Consider the following 18,465-nt stretch of genomic DNA (forward strand, 5'->3'; position numbering starts at 1 on the left):
TTGCGCAGCAAGACTTTGTATTAACTTAAAAAGGAACTGCTAATTATGGCAATTATTAACATGACAGATTTAGATCTACAAAATAAGCGTGTGCTTATTCGTGAAGATTTAAACGTACCTGTCAGCGACGGTGTTGTAACAAGTGATGCACGTTTACGCGCATCATTACCTACCATTCAACTCGCATTAAAAAAAGGCGCTGCCGTAATGGTGATGTCTCATTTAGGCCGCCCAACAGAAGGCGAGTTTAACGCTGAATATTCAATGCAGCCGGTAGTCGATTATTTAGCTAAAGCGTTAGACTGCCCAGTGCGCTTAGTGAGTGATTATCTTGATGGCGTTGACGTGAATGTTGGCGAAGTTGTGGTATTTGAAAACGTTCGCTTTAATATTGGCGAAGGTAAAAACGATGAAGCTCTGTCTAAAAAAATGGCAGCATTATGTGATGTGTATGTAATGGACGCATTTGGTACGGCTCATCGTGCCCAAGCATCGACTCATGGTGTAGGTGTTTATGCTCCTATTGCTTGTGCTGGGCCATTATTGTCGCAAGAATTAGATGCATTAGGCAAAGCGCTTGATAACCCTGCTCGTCCAATGGTGGCGATAGTAGGTGGTTCTAAAGTGTCGACTAAATTAACTGTGCTTGAAAGCCTATCAACTAAGGTTGACCAGCTTGTTGTGGGTGGCGGTATTGCCAATACCTTTATCGCAGCTGCGGGTTATAACGTCGGTAAATCATTGTATGAAGCTGATTTAGTGGAAGAAGCAAAGCGTCTTGTGGCAAATGCGAGAAGCCGTGGTGGTGATATTCCTGTACCAACAGATGTTGTTGTAGCAAGCGAATTTAGCCCAACTGCAACTGCAACATTAAAGTCAGTAGCAGACGTGACCGACAGCGATATGATTTTTGATATCGGCCCAGATAGCGCAGAAGCACTGGCTAAAATTATTGAACAAGCAGGAACGATCGTCTGGAATGGTCCTGTTGGCGTGTTTGAGTTTGATCAATTCGGCGAAGGTACTAAGCGTATTGCCCAAGCCATTGCTAATTCTAAAGCGTTTTCTATTGCTGGCGGTGGTGACACGCTAGCGGCAGTCGATAAGTATAACATTGCTGACAAAGTGTCTTATATTTCAACCGGCGGTGGTGCTTTCCTTGAGTTTTTAGAAGGTAAAGAATTACCCGCTGTAGCAATGCTTGAAAAGCGTGGCGCTTAGATCACATATCAAGTATTTGTACCGTAAAACCTAATAATAATTATTATAAAAAAATGCTCTGTCATAATCTACAGGATGTAGGTTGTGCCAGAGTTTAAAATCCGTCCAAACGATAGCGACCTAGGTGAGTAATCACCCTATTAATGGAGAACAAAATGGCTCTTATCTCTCTACGACAACTGCTTGATCATGCTGCAGAGCATGGTTATGGCGTCCCTGCATTTAACGTGAACAACCTTGAACAAATGCGTGCAATTATGCAAGCGGCTGAAGCAACTGACAGCCCTGTTATTGTGCAAGCATCTGCTGGTGCACGTAAATATGCTCGCCCACAGTTTTTAAAATATCTTATGGCTGCTGCGCTTGAGCAGTATCCAGATATTCCGGTTTGTATTCATCAAGATCACGGTACTGATCCTGACATTTGTCAGCGCTCAATCCAGTTAGGCATGTCATCAGTAATGATGGATGGCTCGTTGATGGCAGATGGTAAAACACCCGCGTCATACGAGTATAACGTGGATGTGACTCGTCGTACTGTGGCTTTTGCTCATGCATGTGGTGTGTCAGTTGAAGGTGAAATCGGTTGTTTAGGCAGTTTAGAAACTGGCCAAGCAGGCGAAGAAGATGGTGTGGGTGCTGCGGGTATTCTCAGCATGGACCAAATGCTAACAACGCCAGAAGAAGCAGCGCGTTTTGTTGCCGATACTCATGTTGATGCATTAGCTATTGCGATTGGTACCAGCCATGGTGCGTACAAGTTTAGCCGTAAACCTACTGGTGATGTATTACGTATAGACCGTATTAAAGAAATTCATGCGCGTATCCCTAACACGCATTTAGTGATGCACGGTTCATCTTCTGTACCGCAAGAGTGGCTGAAAATCATCAACCAGTATGGTGGTGAAATTCCAGAAACTTACGGCGTACCATTAGAAGAAATCGTTGAAGGTATTAAGCACGGTGTGCGTAAAGTGAACATTGATACCGATTTACGTTTGGCATCAACGGGTGCAGTGCGTAAATTCTTAGCTGAACATCCTGCAGAATTTGATCCGCGTAAATTCTTAAAAGCATCAATGGAAGCGATGGCTGACATTTGTACGACTCGTTATGAAGCATTTGGCTGTGCGGGTATGGCCTCTAAAATTAAGCCTAAGTCACTACAAGCAATGTATAAAGCTTATCAATCTGGTGAACTTGACCCTAAAATCATGTAAACCTTTTTTACGTTAAAACAGCAAATCAGCTCATTTTTTGAATGAGCTGATTTTTTTGTAAATTAATAACGAAAAACGTTGTTTTTTTAAACGCTATCTAGCATCATCCTCGCCTTAAAAATTGACGCAAAAACGTCATCATTTATTGATATAACCTTATTCCGTTAGCCATCTTTAATAGTTGAACTCATTATATGCTTGTTAAGCCGAATGCACCTTTATCCTTATTTTCACTGACCTGGCCATTGTTCGTCGACTTTGCTTTGCACTTTTTAACGGCAGCAATTAATACTTTTATGATAAGCCATGTGTCGTATCAAGGTGTGGCGGCGCTATCGGTTGGTAATATGGTGTTTGAACTGGCCATTACGTTATTTAGTTTCGTCAGTATTGGCGCTAGTGTTGTCATTACTCAGTATTTAGGGGCTAATAATAAAGCTGCAGCCAGTGCCGTAGTGTATTCATCTATCGGATTCAATTTTTTAGTTGGTTTGGTCGCAGCGGTAGGTATTTTAACCGGCTCAACCATGATGTTGAATCTAATGAACTTACCTGCGGAGCTTATGGCCGATGGTAAATTGTATTTACAAATTGTCGGTTTGTGTTTAATTCCCGAAGCGATGGCCATGTGCTTAGCGGCCGGAATGCGGGCTCATGGTTTTACCCAGCAAGCTATGTGGGTAACATTATCGATGAATGTGATCACCTTTATCGGCAACTTATTATTGCTCTATGGTTGGTTTGGTTTGCCACAAATGGGTGTAGCAGGGGTTGCGATTAGTACTGTTGTTGGGCGACTAGTGGGTGTGAGCATTATGATGGTGTTGTTTGTACGCTATACCAAAATACCATTACACATTCCGAGTATTTTGCGTCCAGATAAAGTCATGCTAAAAAAAGTGTTTCACATTGGTTTACCTGCCGCCGGCGAAAACGTCTCGTGGATGCTGCAATTTATGGTCGTCACTTCATTTGTTGGCTTAATGGGTGATAAAGCCTTAGCGGCGCAGTCATTATATTTTCAAATTTGTATGTTTATCTTATTGTTCGGGCTATCGATAGGCATAGGTAACGAAATTATTATTGGTCATATGGTGGGTGCTAAGCAATTAAAAGCTGCAGAGCATCAAATGTATCGCGCATTAAAATTGGGTTTGATTGTTACCAGTGTTGTGGCTTTATTCGTTGCAATATGGGGACCTAACCTTGTCGGTCTGTTTACTGATGAACAGGACATTATTGTCCTTGTGGGGCAATTATTTGTACTCACGTTAGTTATGGAGCCCGGTAGAACTTTTAATTTAGTGGTGATTAATGCGTTAAGAGCTAGCGGCGATGCCAAGTTTCCGTTTTTTATGGGCTTATTTTCAATGTGGTGTATCGCGGTACCAGGTGCTTATTATCTCGGGATCCATTTAGAGTATGGTTTATTGGGTATTTGGGCTGCCTTAGCGCTTGATGAGTGGGTTAGAGGGGTGGCGATGTTGTGGCGTTGGCGCAGTGGCCGTTGGCAGGCTAAGAGCCTTGTTGCTTAACGCTTAAGGGGATGACTATTTTTCAATTCTGCGATCAAAGTGTTAGTATGCGTGGGAATTTTAAGCGCATGACCCCCCATTAGATTTTGTAAATCGTAAATAAAGGACGAAATGACATGAAAAAACTGCTACTTACTGCAGCTATTACACTAACCATGCCATTTGCAGCACATGCTGGAAGTGAGTTTGTTGAAGGTGATGCCACTCTTGCTGGTGAAGCAGAATTAGGTGCGACTTTAACCACAGGTAATACCGATACTTCTTCGTTTAAAGCGCGCCTAGCGTTGAAACAAGAATTAGGTGACTGGGAAAACGAGTATGTGTTTGAAGGATTATACAAAGAAGATACCGAAGAAGTGACTGCAAAGCGTTATTTTCTTGGTGTGCAAGGCGACTATCAAATTAATGATTTGAGCTATTTGTTTGCTAACACTAACTATGAAGTTGATCCATTCACTGGTTATGATTTCACTTCAACGACGTCAGCTGGTTATGGTTACCGTTTTATTGATACCGACAGAATGTCTTTAAAAGCGGAGGCGGGTCCTGGTTATATTTACCAACAACTTGATGAAGAATCAGCACTGGCAGAAGGTTATGATAGCGACGACAGCGTTGTTGCTCACGCGGTGATTGATTTCCAAACCAAGATCAGTGATTTATCTAAGTTCCAACAGAAATTTATTGCCGATTGGGGTAGTAAATTAGATGCGCGTTCTGAAACTTCATTAACTGCCAATATCGTAGGTGCTCTAGCGATGAAATTTGCCGTTATTGTGCGTTATAACAGTGAACCGCTTGATGACAAAGAAAGCACTGATACTGAAACAAACATGACATTACTTTACGCATTTTAAGTGACTAATCTAAAGCCTAGTTCACTTGAGTGTAAGTAACAGAAAGCTGGCTTTGCCAGCTTTTTTTATGGGCTGTTAGCTGTAATATTGTCTTACCTATATACCAAAAACACTGACTATTGAGCCATTGTTAAGCCGTAACTTACTTATTCAATCGGTAGTACACTAAGGCATCCACTCGCTTGTCAATATACATCCAACCGTTATTCATCGCTAATTAGGTTGATTTTACTTTTAATCAGCTTGCTATTGATGGCTCAATTTCTGCTATTGCCAGCGCGATCACCAGCAATAATATTAGCTCTGTATTGACTATGGTCTTAACCTTTCCCATTTTAAACTGGGCGAATCAAGGATAATATGAATCAACAATAATATGAATTAGCAATTTCTATATTCAATATTATGCAATTATACCTTGCGCAAATAATCGCTATATTCGCGGACTGGTTCACGAATTAGCAATATTATCCGGAGGATAGCTGGCTTAACATCCATTAAACTCTCACTTTGAGAGTATACTTTTTGAATCAGTCGATACACTGAGACAGGGCGATGCAAATAGGATGTTGTTGGTTCGACAATACACAACGTTTGTTGGTCGATCAGACCACGGCAGCCCAGTGGCATTTAAATGATCACGAGTATTGGATTCTGAGCCAGTTAGTCCTGCATCGTGGTCAAGTCGTTCCCTTATCTATGCTTGAAACAGTGGCCATTTCAGGCGACTGTCCTCATCAATTATCTCATGCTGAACTACTCGATATTATCGGCAAAATTATTAATTACATGTGTAAGCGCCATACCAACCTTATTGAATATGTACCTGAACAGGGGGTGATTTTATATTCAACTGCAACCGCTAAGCGTACTAAAATCTTGGAATTACCTGAACGGCTATTATCTTTAGGTCAGTATCTGTTTATTATTATTATTCTACTATGTGTATTATTATTTGTTTACTCTAAGCTTAGCCCTCCAGAGTTTGCTCAAGCCGATGTATTGCGACAAGTGCTAAGCCCTGATGGACGTATTGTTCAGTTGTTTGTGTTTGGCAATAATAATCAGCAAGATGCCATTTTGCATGCGGACTGCTTATCATCGCAACTACGGCTTTGTCACAATATTCGCTGGGATTCCATTCACGTTGCTTTGTCGGCCAATCAAGATTATATGAGTTTCACTTTAACCGACTCCAGTGAAGCGACACCATTAATTAATAGTATCAAAGTCAGTATCGATAATATGGGTACGCCATTTATCACCCAGCAATGGCTACAAAAGGTACACATTTGTGGCTAGATTAAGAACCCTATTATTACATATTAAAATACGCCGATTACTACAGTCTAAACGCGGCAAACTTTTTTTTGTATTAAGTTTTCTATTCATTATATTCATTGCTACCAGTGTGCTTAATCGCATTGCAAATACCCATAATGTTTGGTATTTCAATTGCCATGCCGATGGTTATTTCAGTCAACAAGGAGAGTCGTCGTTAACGGTTGATAAAAGCAATTTATGGTTAATGCTAGACATTGATCACCATCAAGCTCAGATGACTTATAAACTCGAGTCCGCAACAGACGTTACCGAAATTGCTCAACTATTAGGTAAGGTTAAACAGGTTGATATTGGCTCATTTACTTATCATTTAGCGTTAACACTGCAACCTATCAGTTGGCAACAAAACAGTCGGCTGCAACCATATTTACGAAATGAATATGGTGTTTCTGCTCACCACTTAATGGCTGGTTCTAGCGTATCTCAGCAGATTCAGGTAATTGACTTAGATAATACATTGACGAGAGCAACGTTAAAATTTCTGCCAAGTAATAACATCTGGTCCTGTCAGTTACTATCAGCCAATACTTCCGATTGATTTTGATTGAAAAAATTAACTTTTAGCTTAATATTCCCATTGCGGTATAGTAGTTATGTGTCAATTTTAAAAGGTGTGTGAAATATATAGTGGCAAAAGTTAAAGTAAAACAAGAAGAAGCGTTATCAATAAAGTTCAGTCATCAAATGGGCCCTGGTGATCAACGGGTATTTGACCTGTATTTTTATTTGCCAACAGAAATGGGTATTGGTTCGCATACCTTAGATGAAGAGGATTATTATCACAGTAGTATTCTTGGGCGTCGTTCTTATTATTCTAAAGGGCTGCATTTACCCTTAGTTCAGTCCCGTTTCGTCAGTTTAAATAAACGCACCTTAGAAGAGTTTCGTTTATACCTCAATTTATTCGCTTATCAATTTGCTGTCGCCATTGAAACTGACGTTAAAGAGTTACACCAAAAACTAGAATTAAATGAATTTTATCCTGCTTTAGATGAGCTTTGTGATGTGGTTGCGCAACTATTGAAAAAGTTTCGACGCAATGAACCGAATGATCCTAAGTGGAAATCTTATTTTGAGCATGCCGATAATTACTTGTCTTGGTTTTGTGAGCAGCAGTTATTAAAGACATTGGCACGTAGTCCTAGAAGTGCTGACTATAGTGATGTTAAAGAAAAAGTGCTCAATTTATGCCGTAACGAGAATCACTACCGCGAGCAAGTATGCAAATATAACTCTATGCAAACCCAGCAAGACGCTAACCGTATTTCAAATAAGATGTTGCTATTGCGTCGACTCATTCAACAAGGCGTAGTATTAAAAGAAGAATTAAAACCGCTTGGAGTAGGGTTAAAGAAATTTGTTACTGGCGTCGCCACTGGGTTGGTGATGTTGGTGGTATCGGCATTGATTATAAAAGCGCAAGGTTTCTTTAATGGCTTAACCTTGACCTTGTTGCTGACGTTAGCGGTTATTTATGGTTTCAGGGAAATCTTTAAAGAGGATTTTCGTAATGCGATGTGGCGGCTTATCCAACGCGGTCGTCCAAGATGGAGCCGTATTTTACGGGATACCACTACTCAAACCGTGGTGGCTAAGCAGTTAGTTTGGCTCGAATTCATGCGCAGCCAAGATATTCCCAAAACGGTGGCAGATATTATGAGGCAACGCCACAGCCAGAATAAAGTGGATTCGGAAGTACTGCATTATCGTATTGCGACTAAGGTGGCAAATAAGCCTTTTGAGGCTGATTATTCACAAATTCAAGAGCAAGTGAACTTCAGTTTAGTGCCTTTTGCCCGCCATTTAGAGCGAGGAAAAGCTAAAATATACTCAGAAAGTGAAGGTAATATTAGTAATGAGTCTGTTGAACGTCGTTATCAAGTCAATTTGGTTGCGGTGTTACGTGACGGAAAGCAACAACCTGAATATGCTCGCTTTAAAGTGACCATGAATCGTTCAAGCATTGTTGAAATTACTGAAAGTAAACTACCTGATAATGTTCAGCCTTTCAGGCTCGAATCAGATGAGATCCTTCCTGAAGTGGTGAGTCATCCGAAACCACACGCTTAAGATTAGGTTGGACACCATAATAGTATGTTGATGTTCATCGAGTAGCCCAATGAATGGGCATTATCCATTGATTAAACAACCGTGCAAATTGAATATCACCTGACGTTACACAATACTGCGTCAGGTGATTTAATCTATCAATTTTACGGCGGTTATTACTTTAATTGTTACTTTAAGTGCTACTTTGTTTATTCGTAGGACGAGTAAAGGCTTGGCAAATGTTCTGGTCAACAGATTGTTTAGCTCTTTTTAAGGCTATTTCAGCGTTAGCAAGGTATGTATCCAAACTTTGTGGCTGCAAATAGCTGGCGATACCAATGTTAATCCCTTCACCTAAATTCTTTTCTTCAAGACTTTGAAGCATATTAATCGCATATTGATGTGCAGAGTTTGCATTTGTTTCGGTTAGTAAGATAACGAGCTTTCCGAGCTGCCATTGTGCTATTTGGTAATTAAGCGGTAACTCAATCAATAATTGTAGCTCAATGTCTTTTTGGCGCTTTTCAAGCTGGCTCATGTTACCCATGTTACTGAAAATCCCTTCTGGGTTAATGTCCATTACCAGTAAGCTTGAATGTTCTTTAGTGAGCTCGCTAAGTTTGAAAAAATAATTTTCTAGCTCATTTAAACGTAACACTATGGCACTTCTATGGCCAATGACGTTGCTACTACTTTGGGCCGACACCGTTGGGGTTGTCTGTTCAAATGTGCAAATAAGGTATTCAATATCACCTTCAAATGTCAGCTGGCCTGCTAGCGTCGTTTTTAAACAATGCTCATAACGACTGTGGTTAAATGGCATAATTTGCGCAGTCCACTCTCCTTGCAAGCTAATTTGTGCACTAATATTTTGCCATTGATTTTTCAACTCATCGCCGAGTAATTCAGTGATCGAAATATTGGTGTCTCCGTGTAAAGACATCAGGTTATCAAATTGGTTATTACATTTTACTATTAATCCATTGGCATCGGTGAGTGCCGTAGCAACCGCTCCGCTACTCATTAATTGATAGAGATAGGCTTGGCGCTGGCTTTCAAATAATGCGGTAATGTCTTCAAATGTCACTAACCAATAATGCTCATTACTGTTAGGGCATTTTTTACTGCGAATATGGGTTTGCAACATACTACTATTAAGCGTTTCTAAACTGATCTCACCATGCCATTGCTTATTCTCAATTAACGTCTCTTTAATGTGATTGAAGCGATCATCATCAAGGTGTAACACTCGTTGTAAACTGCGGTCTTTAAGAGCGTCAACTGGCAAAGATAATGCCGCAGCTGCTTTGGCATTAATGCTCTGGATTCGACCGTTATCATTAACGATTAAGCAGCTTAATTCGCTGTTAAACAAACCGTTGCTCAATTGAACGCTATTTTGCTTTGCGCGTCGCTCGAGTACAAATCGATGTCTTAGTATAATCAATAAACTGGCTAACAGTGCGATGAGACATCCAGCGATAATGACTACAATTCGCCATTGTGCATAACGAGTGGCAATGTCGTCATGGCGAATATAAGACAATAAAAAGTATTCTCTTTTAGTCTCATATTGACTGGTTAACTCGACTTTTAAATACACGAAAGTGGCATCATGGCTGTGAAACTGGCCAAAGTTATTCATAGCCATCACTCGCCACAATTCTGGGTAAGACTGCTTTAAACTTGCTCCAAGTGCATCGGGCATATTGTCTAGTGGTGCAGGTTGGTTGGCTCCTGCATAGAGGAAGCCTTGAGTATCCAGCATGAGCAATGGTGAATTTTGATTAAAAAAAGCCGGTTTTATAGTTTCAAGTAATTTAACGATCGAATTGTAAGTGACTAAATACCCTTTGATACTTTGGTCTGGATTTTCTATCCATGATAACTGATAAAAATAGGGCTCTAAGATGCCATTAATGGGAGTAAATGCCATGGGTGAAGTGTAAATGTCGTCGCCGCCCATATTTCTGCCCGAGCCTAATAATACCGCGGGAAGTTGCATGTTATTGAAACTACCGGTGGTGGCAAACTGGAGTTGTCCTTGAGGGTTAAACAATGCCAACCCAAGCAGTTCTGGAATATTGTTAGTTAATGAATCCCAGTTTTCGATGGTTTTTAATTGTAGCTTTTCTGATGGGTTTTGCAGATATTGGCGCAGTAACTCACCTTTGGCGATGATTTGGGTTCTAAACTGCAAAAATGACACTTTGTCAGACGCTAAGGACGCGACAGTTTGTAATTCACTATAGCGTTGGTCTGCCCAATCTTCTTGTAGGCGACGCTCGCCTAAATTGACCACCATACTAGTGACAATAAACACTGCTATTAATAAAATAATCAATTGGCTTAGCAGCGAAAGAATATGCTGTTGCGACCAATGAGTTGCCTGTGAAGAAATTAATAACGAGTTTGAAGAACTCACTGCTTTGTGTTTAGACATGGTGCCACTTTTTTAGCATTCTCTTGATGGCAATACTAGCATGAAGCCGGCAGTGGCGAAAACGTCTAGCTGCGATTAGACGCTATTTGTTTAACCAATGTTATCGAGTTCCCGTTGTTTAAATACTACGCCATTTTGTTGTGCGATATCGCGGCAGCGGTCAATGTTGACATTTGCGAGTCCGTTAATGGCACTTACTTGAACGAGAGGGATGTAATGAGGTGCAAGCTTAATAAAATCCAGTAATGCAGTGTACGAATTGGCAAGCTTAGGGCGGCAATGCTGTTGATAGCTTTTAGGTGTGTCGGCGTTAAGCGAAATAGACAAACTGTCGATGCATTGACTGAGCTCTGGCAAAATATTGCGTCGATGAAAGTGATTACCCAGGCCATCAGTGTTTAGGCGTACTTTACCGCCTTGTGCTTTTATTGCATGAGCAACTTGCAGTAAGCAGTCAAGGTTTAAGGTCGGTTCACCAAAACCGCAAAAGACATATTCTTCAACCTCATTAACATCGCCTAACAAGGGCAACAGGTCCTCAGCAGTAATACGTCGGGTGAGTGATAAGTCATAGTCGTGTACTTGATTTGAGCCATTATGTTTGGGGCAAAATTGGCATCTTAAAGTGCACCTGGCGGTAATGTTGAGATAACGGTGCTTGCCGATATCGTAAACTAAGGTTGGTATAGGTGAGGTGGGTATCGGTAAAGTTGTGTCGCTCATGTCAGGCTTTCTTTCATAGAGATTATAGCGGTCATTTTAGCTGAATTTTAATGGTGACTATGTTGCTCAGCTCGCAGATTTTACTGCAAAAAAAACAGAGCTGAGTTAGCTCTGTTTTTTGTTAACAATTGGGATTAATTCAATTAATGGTGCTCGTCAGATCTGAATTCACTTTCAGCAGGTTTAGGTTGCCACCACCAAATAAAAAATCGTTGCCACAAGCGTTTTATATCATCCAAAATGATGTACAAAATTGGCACCAAAATTAACGTCACTACGGTCGAAAATAAAATACCAAATGCGAGCGATGTGGCCATTGGGATAACAATTTTAGCCTGTAAGCTTTTTTCCATAATAATCGGCACTAAGCCAACAAAAGTGGTGAGCGAGGTTAATATAATGGCTCTAAAACGGTAACAACCAGAATCGATAGCCGATTGCATTATCGATTTGCCCTCTTCGCGAGCGCGGTTAACAAAGTCGACCAAAATCAACGAGTCATTTACCACAACCCCGGCTAATGCCACAATTCCGCACAAACTTAACACGCTCATGGATAAACCAAGAATATAGTGGCCAAACAAGGCGCCAATCATGCCAAACGGAATCACCGACATAATGATTAACGGTTGTGTGTACGATTTTAAAGGGATAGCCATTAAAGCATAAATGGTGAACATGGCAAAAAAGAAGCCTTGGGCTAAACCCAGCATGGCATTTTGCTCATCTAAACTGCCACCATCTAAAGCTGAAGCCACTTTTGGAAAGCGCGCGGTAAGTTCAGGTAAAAAGTCTTCCTGAATTTCGGCGACCACTTTAGATGGCTCAACATTGTTTTTATTCACATTGGCACTAATGGTAATTGCTCGGCGACCATCAACTCGGGTGATCGATGCATACGACTCACCCAGTTCGATATTGGCTACCGTTGAAAACGGTACCGCTGCGCCTGACGGGGTGCGGATAAGCATGTTTTCAAGATCGCCCACAGTGCGGCGCTGCTCAAGTGGGTAACGTACCATGACTTTCACTTCTTCTTTATTACGCAAAATACGTTGGGCTTCATAACCATAAAAGCCGTAACGGACTTGGCGAGCTAAATCTGACAGTGTTAATCCTTGCGCTTCGGCTTCTGGACGAATGTTTAAGCGGATCTCATGTGAACCCGATGAGAAGTTATCGGTAATATCATACACGCCTTCGTAAGTGGCTAGTTTTGCTTTAAGTACCTTAGCGGCCTCAGATAACTGGTCTAAGTCAGTTGCGGTTAAGCGAAACGACAAATCACCACCGGCATCGTTGGTACTGGCATTGATGTTAAGCTTTTTAACTGACAATAACTCAGGTAATTGATTACGCCACTCTTCCGCAATTGCGACGCCGTCGATTTCACGGTCTTCGCCTTTAGTCAGTTCAGTAAACACAAACGCACTGCTGCGTGAACTAAGTTCGATATAGCTGTGTTTTACCATTGGGTAACCGTATTGCTCTTCAAGTTTGGCGTTCATCTTATATAACGCATCCTCAACTTGTTGCAGTACTTTTAGGGTGTTCTGCTCAGAGCTACCTTCTTCCATTTCAAGCTGGACTTGAATAAAATCTGATGGAATATCAGGGAAGAAAACCCAGCGTACTTTGCCACTTTGCACTAATGCAAGCGACAAAATCAGTACCCCAATAAACACCGCCACCACGCTATATCGTCGCGTAATACAACGTTCTAAAAAGTGACGATAGGTATTATGAATAAAGTGTTGTAACCATTCATTAAGGGCAAATTTAAAGCGCGAGAAAATGTTAGTCGGTGTAGTGCGTTTTTTGATTTTCATGTGGGCCAAATGCGCGGGTAGAATCAGTTTTGATTCGATCAGCGAAAATGCTAAACACAAAATCACCACCATACCGATGGATTTCCAAATAATCCCCATGGGCCCAGACACCATAATCATCGGGATAAAGGCCGCAATAGTGGTGAGTACCCCAAATGTGGCGGGCATGGCTACTTTTTGCACACCTTTTACGACGTTATCCAACGAGTGGCCGTTTTCTTCTAATTCGGTATAGGCACTTTCGCCGATGACAATTGCATCGTCGACGACTATCCCCAGCACCAGAATAAACGCGAATAAGGTCAACATGTTAATCGACATGTTAAACGGTTCAATTGGCATTAATAACATGGTGCCCAAAAAGCACACCGGTAAGCCCATCATTACCCAAAAAGCGAGTTTAAGGTCTAAGAACAAAGCCAGAATAATAAACACTAGCAGGGCGCCATAAAACATGTTCGACAACATCATGTTTAAACGACCTTGCAAGTAGTGAGTTAAATCACCCCAGGTATCAAGTTGAATATTGCTTGGTAAGCTTTTTTTACGTTCAGCAACGTAGGCTTTAACTTGAGATGAAATATCTAACGCATTTTGATCATCAATACTGGTAATTTCAATGACGGCAGCAGGTTTACCGTTAAAGCGGGTGTACTCTAAACGCTCTTCAAAATCATCATTAATGGTAGCGACTTGCGGTAACATAATTCGGCTGCCATCTGCGCGAGTTTCTACCACAATTTGGGCAAAGTCATCAGCAGTATAAGCTTGGCCTTTAGTACGCAGCAAGATGTCACCGTCTTGGGCCCGAATAGAACCGCCGGGTAAATCAATCGATGAGTTTTGTACCGCTAAAGCGACTTGAGTAAATGTAATGCCATATTCGCGTAACTTGTCTTCAGACAGTTCAATGCCAATTTCATAGTCTCGAACACCAGTGACTTTTGCACGAGTGACGGCAGGTAAATCGGTGATGTCGTCTCTGATCGCTTTAGCCATTTCTTTCATGTCATGTAGCGTCATGTCGCCATAGACAGACACCCAAATGACATTGTTTTCTGGCTTTATTTGATAAATGTTGGGTTTTTCGATGTTATCTGGGAAGGTCGCAATGGCATCAATACGCAGTTTTGCTTCATCTAGTACTTGCTGCACTTCGTAGCCGTCTTCGACTTCAATCGTCACCGAGCCAACACTATCACTGGCAACAGACGTCACTTTTTTAATGCCGCTAATATCTTGAATAGCTTCTTCTATTTTTATATTAATCCCTTCTTCAATTTCTTGTGGCGCAGCGCCAGGATAGGCCACATTGATATTGATGAGATTTAGTTCAAACGTTGGAAAAATTTCTTTATTAATAAGCACCGCACTAAACAAACCGCCAATAAGCAAGGCTGCCATCAGTAAGTTGGCGGCGACACTGTTGCGAGCAAACCAGGCGATAATTCCTTTATTAGTATCCATTATTATTCACCTGCAGTCGTAGCGGCTTGGGTGTCAGTATCGACTGGTTCAGTTTTGGTTTCTTCACCAAGTACTTTAATGGCTTGTCCAGAGTTTAAGCTGTTGATGCTAGTGGTTGATACGCGCTCATTCGCTTTGAAACTGCCTTGAATATAAATGGAGTCAACGTCTGAACGAATAATATTCACTGGGCGTATTTCGATAATATTGTCGGCACTTACTACAGCAACCTGACCATTTCGTACTACATGGCGAGGTAGTTTTACCACATCATTAACGGTTCGACCTGTGATCACGGCATTAACAAAACTGCCGTATTTTAAAGGTAGTTGGCCTTCGGTTTTGTTGTTACGCAAATAGGGATCATGAATTTCTGCTACCAAATAGACCATGCGAGTTTGTTCGTCGATGACATTTTCGCTGCGCACTATATTGCCTTGCCAAGAGACTTGTTTACCCGCCAGCAATGCTGTGAGTGTGACTGCTGTTTCAGGATTATCGACCGACTCTAAATAAGCGAGATCTTCATTTGCTAACGGCAATCTGATTTCGGCGATACTGGTGTCGTATAGTTCACCTAAATTTGTGCCTAACGTGACATATTGGCCTAAGTCGACATTGCGGGCCTTAATGATGCCGTCAAATGGTGCGCGAATAACGGTGCGGGCTAAGTTACGTTGTGCACGGGCTAATGCCGCTTCTGCATACTTGACGTTGGCTTGTTCTTTTTTCAGTTGTGGGATACGTAACCCAAGTTCTGGCGGTAAGCCTTTACCAAAATCTTTAAATTCAATTTTAGCCACAACACCGCGGGCTTTCTCTTCATTTAATGCTGCAGTGGCCTGTGCGACAGTCGCTTCGGCCTGAATAAGGTCAGCTTCGTAATCAGATGGTTCGATAATGGCTAGTTGCTCGCCTTTTTTAACTACGCCACCGGCAACAAAATTGGCTGAAATACTTAGCATGCGCCCTTGAACTTCGGTGACAAGTTGAGTTTTATATTTAGGGTTAACCACACCATAGGAGGGTAAGTTAAGCGATAAGGTTTGCGGCGTAACAGTTTGTACATCAATTATCGGTACACTGATGGCTTCATCTTTTTGCTCGGGTGTCTCTTGGGTGCTAATAAGTGCCAGGGCTAGCCCAACAAATACAATAATGATCAAGAGTGGTGACAATCTTCTTAGTATGATTTTTATCATTTCTTTTGCGTATCCATGCTGAAATAATGCTAAAGACAGTTAACTTCGTTGGCTAACATGTTCATTCAGATTCATTTTATTACTCATTGCATCTAAATTAACAGAGTATGACGTTTATCTAAATAGCCTGATGTAAATAAAATGTTTCAAAAATTTGTGTTTTTTATGATTCTACGATTAATGCTTAATAAGTTGGTTTTTTTGATATGTTTTAGCAAGAATAAAATACAGTATGAAAGTATTAATCCATAGCCATTAATGGTTTAGAGTCTATTTTGTTGGTGGGTGTTTTTTGTGCATAAATTGACATATCTTGACACTTTGTGGCGGTATTCGGTCTAGTTAATGATGATATATAGCGCTTTAGGGATAAAAAAAGCGAATCACTGAGTAATTCGCTTTAATACTAGTTGGTCAATGTGTTTTAGGACACTGCAAAAAGCTGCCTAAAAGTTACTTTTTCTTATATTTTTTCGATTTAACTCGAGCATCTTTTGCATTGGCTTTTTTCTTACCAGGCACTTTAGCTTCTTTGTGTTTAGGACGAAGTTCTTCAATCACACGACGTTTCAGTGGGATCTCAATGTATCGTTCAATTTTAGACACAATACGCATATCGTGCGCTTCAACTAGTGATATTGCGGTTCCTTTTGCGCCAGCGCGAGCGGTACGGCCAATTCGATGAACATAGGCGTCAGCAGAACGTGGCATGTCAAAGTTAATCACATGAGTAATGTCATCAACATCGATTCCTCGAGCTGCAACATCTGTCGCCAAAAGTACATTAACTTCGCCTTTAGAAAAACGACCCAATGCTTGGAAACGTTTTTTCTGTTCCATATCGCCGCGCATAAATGCACATGGGATATTGGCTTTTAGTAATAAGCCTTCAAGGCTGGCGACCATTTCGCGAGTTTTAACAAACACAATGGTGCGCGTAACATTTTCTTGTTGAAGAATATGGCATAACAATGCAAATTTATGTGCTTGATCGTCGGCCAAGTGAACCCATTGGTGTACTTTAGCTTTTTCACTGCGTGGCGCTTCAACATCGACCATTACGGGATCGGTTAATAAGTCGCGAGCGAAACGGTTAACCCCATTACCTTCAAGCGTGGCAGAAAACAGCATGTTCTGTTTGCGGCCTTGAGCTTCAATGGCAATTGATTGCACTACTGATGAGAAACCCATATCAAGCATGCGGTCAGCTTCATCAATAATTAAAATTTCAACTTCAGTGGCGTCAAATTTGTCTTTATCTAGGTATTCCATTAATCGACCTGGGGTGGCGATTAATAAATCAACATTGTCTGCAAGTGCTTCTTCTTGTGGGCCATATGGAACACCACCAGTAATAATCACGATATTAAGCTCAAGCCCAGTGGCTAAATGACTTGCATAACGATGAATTTGACTGGCTAATTCACGCGTTGGCGTTAGCACCAAAATACGTGCTTGGCCTTCAAAACGACGAGGGAAGTCAATAAGGTGCTGTAAAGCAGGCAGTAAAAAACTGGCCGTCTTACCGGTGCCAGTTGGCGCACGCGCTAAAATATCCCGCTGATCCATGGCCAATGGAATAGTTTGCTGCTGAATGGTGGTAGGGGTGTTGTGTCCCATGGCCTTGAGTGACTCTAATAAGCTAGGGTCGAGCTGGAAATCTTCAAATTGCATGCGCTGGTCTCGCTGAAAAATAGTTGAGTATTATAGCTGACCTATTGAGCAGGCTAAAGCTTTAAGTAGAATGGGCGGCATAAATCTATCATCGTTTCGCTATATCGCTCTTGTTTGTCGCGGATCGTCATTTGATGATACTGAGTTTCAACAGCAGGATGAGTGAGTGTTTGTGGTTCAGTTGTTGTTGGGTAGTGCTGGATTGCCAATATTGATCGGTTAGCTACCTTTCCTTCAATGCTAATGATATCAAGCTGCTTAGCAACGAATAGACCATAAGTGTTAAGTTGTTGAGTAAAACTGGCTAGACTTTGCAGTGGCAAAATAACACTTGCCGTGCCTTGCGGAGCAAGTAATTGGCTAATCACGCTCTGCAATTCGGCAAAGGGCAAAGTATTAGTATGCCTGGCGTCAGCTCGTGCGCTATTTTTGGCTTGTGTGCCCTGCTCAAAGTAGGGAGGATTACAAATAATATGGTCGAATAATGGCTCATCATTCTTTTTGTGCAGTTGTTGAAAGTCTTGAATAGCACCGTGAAAGAGTTGCACCGTCTCTGACCAAGGGCTTTGTTTAATATTAAATTGGCAAGCCTTTGCGGCTGCATTGTCTATTTCTACTGCAATAATACTCGTGTGGCGAGGACTACGTTGTGCTGCCATTAAACTGAGCAAACCGCTTCCTGCACCAATATCCAGAATATGCCTTGATTGAGTTAGCTCAGCCCAAGCACCGAGTAAAACTGCATCAGTACTGACGGCCATACCACACTGTTGATCATCGATATGAAATTGCTTAAACGTAAAAGACATAGATAATTGATTACTCTTTCGATTGTATGAACTACTCGAATAAGATCATAACCGCTTTGATTTTTACTGTCGCGTGTTAATTCCTTCTGACC

13 protein-coding genes are annotated in these 18,465 nt (G+C 41.4%); 7 read left to right on the forward strand and 6 right to left on the reverse strand.

Going from position 1 to position 18,465, the window contains the following annotated elements:
* Positions 1-45: 45 nt before the first annotated feature.
* From AAEY97_RS12310 to AAEY97_RS12340, 7 genes are all read left to right on the forward strand, one after another.
* Positions 46-1,221: a phosphoglycerate kinase gene (locus tag AAEY97_RS12310; RefSeq protein WP_101085327.1), complete on the forward strand. Its 1,176-nt coding sequence runs from the start codon at positions 46-48 to the stop codon at positions 1,219-1,221.
* Between the two features lie 155 nt (positions 1,222-1,376).
* Positions 1,377-2,441, forward strand: coding sequence for a class II fructose-bisphosphate aldolase (gene fba, locus AAEY97_RS12315; protein WP_101085328.1), 1,065 nt, complete (start codon positions 1,377-1,379; stop codon positions 2,439-2,441).
* A 194-nt stretch (positions 2,442-2,635) separates the two neighbouring features.
* On the forward strand, positions 2,636-3,976 hold the full coding sequence (locus AAEY97_RS12320) for an MATE family efflux transporter (RefSeq protein WP_350999065.1): 1,341 nt from the start codon (positions 2,636-2,638) through the stop codon (positions 3,974-3,976).
* Between the two features lie 116 nt (positions 3,977-4,092).
* Complete coding sequence (locus AAEY97_RS12325) at positions 4,093-4,833, forward strand: DUF481 domain-containing protein (RefSeq protein ID WP_350999068.1); 741 nt, start codon at positions 4,093-4,095, stop codon at positions 4,831-4,833.
* A gap of 555 nt (positions 4,834-5,388) precedes the next feature.
* Positions 5,389-6,135 carry a hypothetical protein gene (locus tag AAEY97_RS12330; RefSeq protein WP_350999071.1) on the forward strand — a complete coding sequence of 249 codons (747 nt, stop codon included), beginning with the start codon at positions 5,389-5,391 and terminating at the stop codon, positions 6,133-6,135.
* Positions 6,128-6,715, forward strand: coding sequence for a hypothetical protein (locus tag AAEY97_RS12335; RefSeq protein ID WP_350999074.1), 588 nt, complete (start codon positions 6,128-6,130; stop codon positions 6,713-6,715). Before AAEY97_RS12330 ends, AAEY97_RS12335 begins: the two co-directional genes overlap by 8 nt.
* Positions 6,716-6,804: 89 nt before the next feature.
* Positions 6,805-8,247 (forward strand): hypothetical protein, encoded by a 1,443-nt coding sequence (locus AAEY97_RS12340; protein WP_101085333.1) that lies wholly within the window; start codon positions 6,805-6,807, stop codon positions 8,245-8,247.
* Between the two features lie 172 nt (positions 8,248-8,419).
* Here AAEY97_RS12340 and AAEY97_RS12345 read toward each other — a convergent pair whose 3' ends face one another.
* From AAEY97_RS12345 to AAEY97_RS12370, 6 genes are all read right to left on the reverse strand, one after another.
* Complete coding sequence (locus AAEY97_RS12345; RefSeq protein WP_350999077.1) at positions 8,420-10,669, reverse strand: PAS domain-containing protein; 2,250 nt, start codon at positions 10,667-10,669, stop codon at positions 8,420-8,422.
* A 90-nt stretch (positions 10,670-10,759) separates the two neighbouring features.
* Positions 10,760-11,392 (reverse strand): TatD family nuclease-associated radical SAM protein, encoded by a 633-nt coding sequence (locus AAEY97_RS12350; protein WP_350999080.1) that lies wholly within the window; start codon positions 11,390-11,392, stop codon positions 10,760-10,762.
* Between the two features lie 143 nt (positions 11,393-11,535).
* Positions 11,536-14,688: an efflux RND transporter permease subunit gene (locus AAEY97_RS12355; RefSeq protein WP_162023819.1), complete on the reverse strand. Its 3,153-nt coding sequence runs from the start codon at positions 14,686-14,688 to the stop codon at positions 11,536-11,538.
* 2 nt (positions 14,689-14,690) lie between these two features.
* Positions 14,691-15,890 carry an efflux RND transporter periplasmic adaptor subunit gene (locus AAEY97_RS12360; protein ID WP_101085337.1) on the reverse strand — a complete coding sequence of 400 codons (1,200 nt, stop codon included), beginning with the start codon at positions 15,888-15,890 and terminating at the stop codon, positions 14,691-14,693.
* A 453-nt stretch (positions 15,891-16,343) separates the two neighbouring features.
* Positions 16,344-17,564 (reverse strand): ATP-dependent RNA helicase SrmB, encoded by a 1,221-nt coding sequence (gene srmB / locus AAEY97_RS12365; RefSeq protein WP_101085338.1) that lies wholly within the window; start codon positions 17,562-17,564, stop codon positions 16,344-16,346.
* Positions 17,565-17,617: 53 nt separating this feature from the next.
* Positions 17,618-18,373, reverse strand: a complete 756-nt coding sequence (locus AAEY97_RS12370) for a tRNA1(Val) (adenine(37)-N6)-methyltransferase (RefSeq protein ID WP_101085339.1) — start codon at positions 18,371-18,373, stop codon at positions 17,618-17,620.
* Between the last annotated feature and the right edge of the window lie 92 nt (positions 18,374-18,465).

It is taken from the genome of Shewanella sp. TB7-MNA-CIBAN-0143, assembly GCF_040310065.1.
Lineage (GTDB): Bacteria > Pseudomonadota > Gammaproteobacteria > Enterobacterales > Shewanellaceae > Shewanella.

Coding starts and splice junctions, on each gene's coding strand:
- AAEY97_RS12310 (WP_101085327.1), top strand. CDS start 46: ATGGCAATTATTAACATGACAGATTTAGATCTACAAAATAAGCGTGTG.
- fba (WP_101085328.1), top strand. CDS start 1,377: ATGGCTCTTATCTCTCTACGACAACTGCTTGATCATGCTGCAGAGCAT.
- AAEY97_RS12320 (WP_350999065.1), top strand. CDS start 2,636: ATGCTTGTTAAGCCGAATGCACCTTTATCCTTATTTTCACTGACCTGG.
- AAEY97_RS12325 (WP_350999068.1), top strand. CDS start 4,093: ATGAAAAAACTGCTACTTACTGCAGCTATTACACTAACCATGCCATTT.
- AAEY97_RS12330 (WP_350999071.1), top strand. CDS start 5,389: ATGCAAATAGGATGTTGTTGGTTCGACAATACACAACGTTTGTTGGTC.
- AAEY97_RS12345 (WP_350999077.1), bottom strand. CDS start 10,669: ATGTCTAAACACAAAGCAGTGAGTTCTTCAAACTCGTTATTAATTTCT.
- AAEY97_RS12350 (WP_350999080.1), bottom strand. CDS start 11,392: ATGAGCGACACAACTTTACCGATACCCACCTCACCTATACCAACCTTA.
- AAEY97_RS12355 (WP_162023819.1), bottom strand. CDS start 14,688: ATGGATACTAATAAAGGAATTATCGCCTGGTTTGCTCGCAACAGTGTC.
- AAEY97_RS12360 (WP_101085337.1), bottom strand. CDS start 15,890: ATGATAAAAATCATACTAAGAAGATTGTCACCACTCTTGATCATTATT.
- srmB (WP_101085338.1), bottom strand. CDS start 17,564: ATGCAATTTGAAGATTTCCAGCTCGACCCTAGCTTATTAGAGTCACTC.
- AAEY97_RS12370 (WP_101085339.1), bottom strand. CDS start 18,373: ATGTCTTTTACGTTTAAGCAATTTCATATCGATGATCAACAGTGTGGT.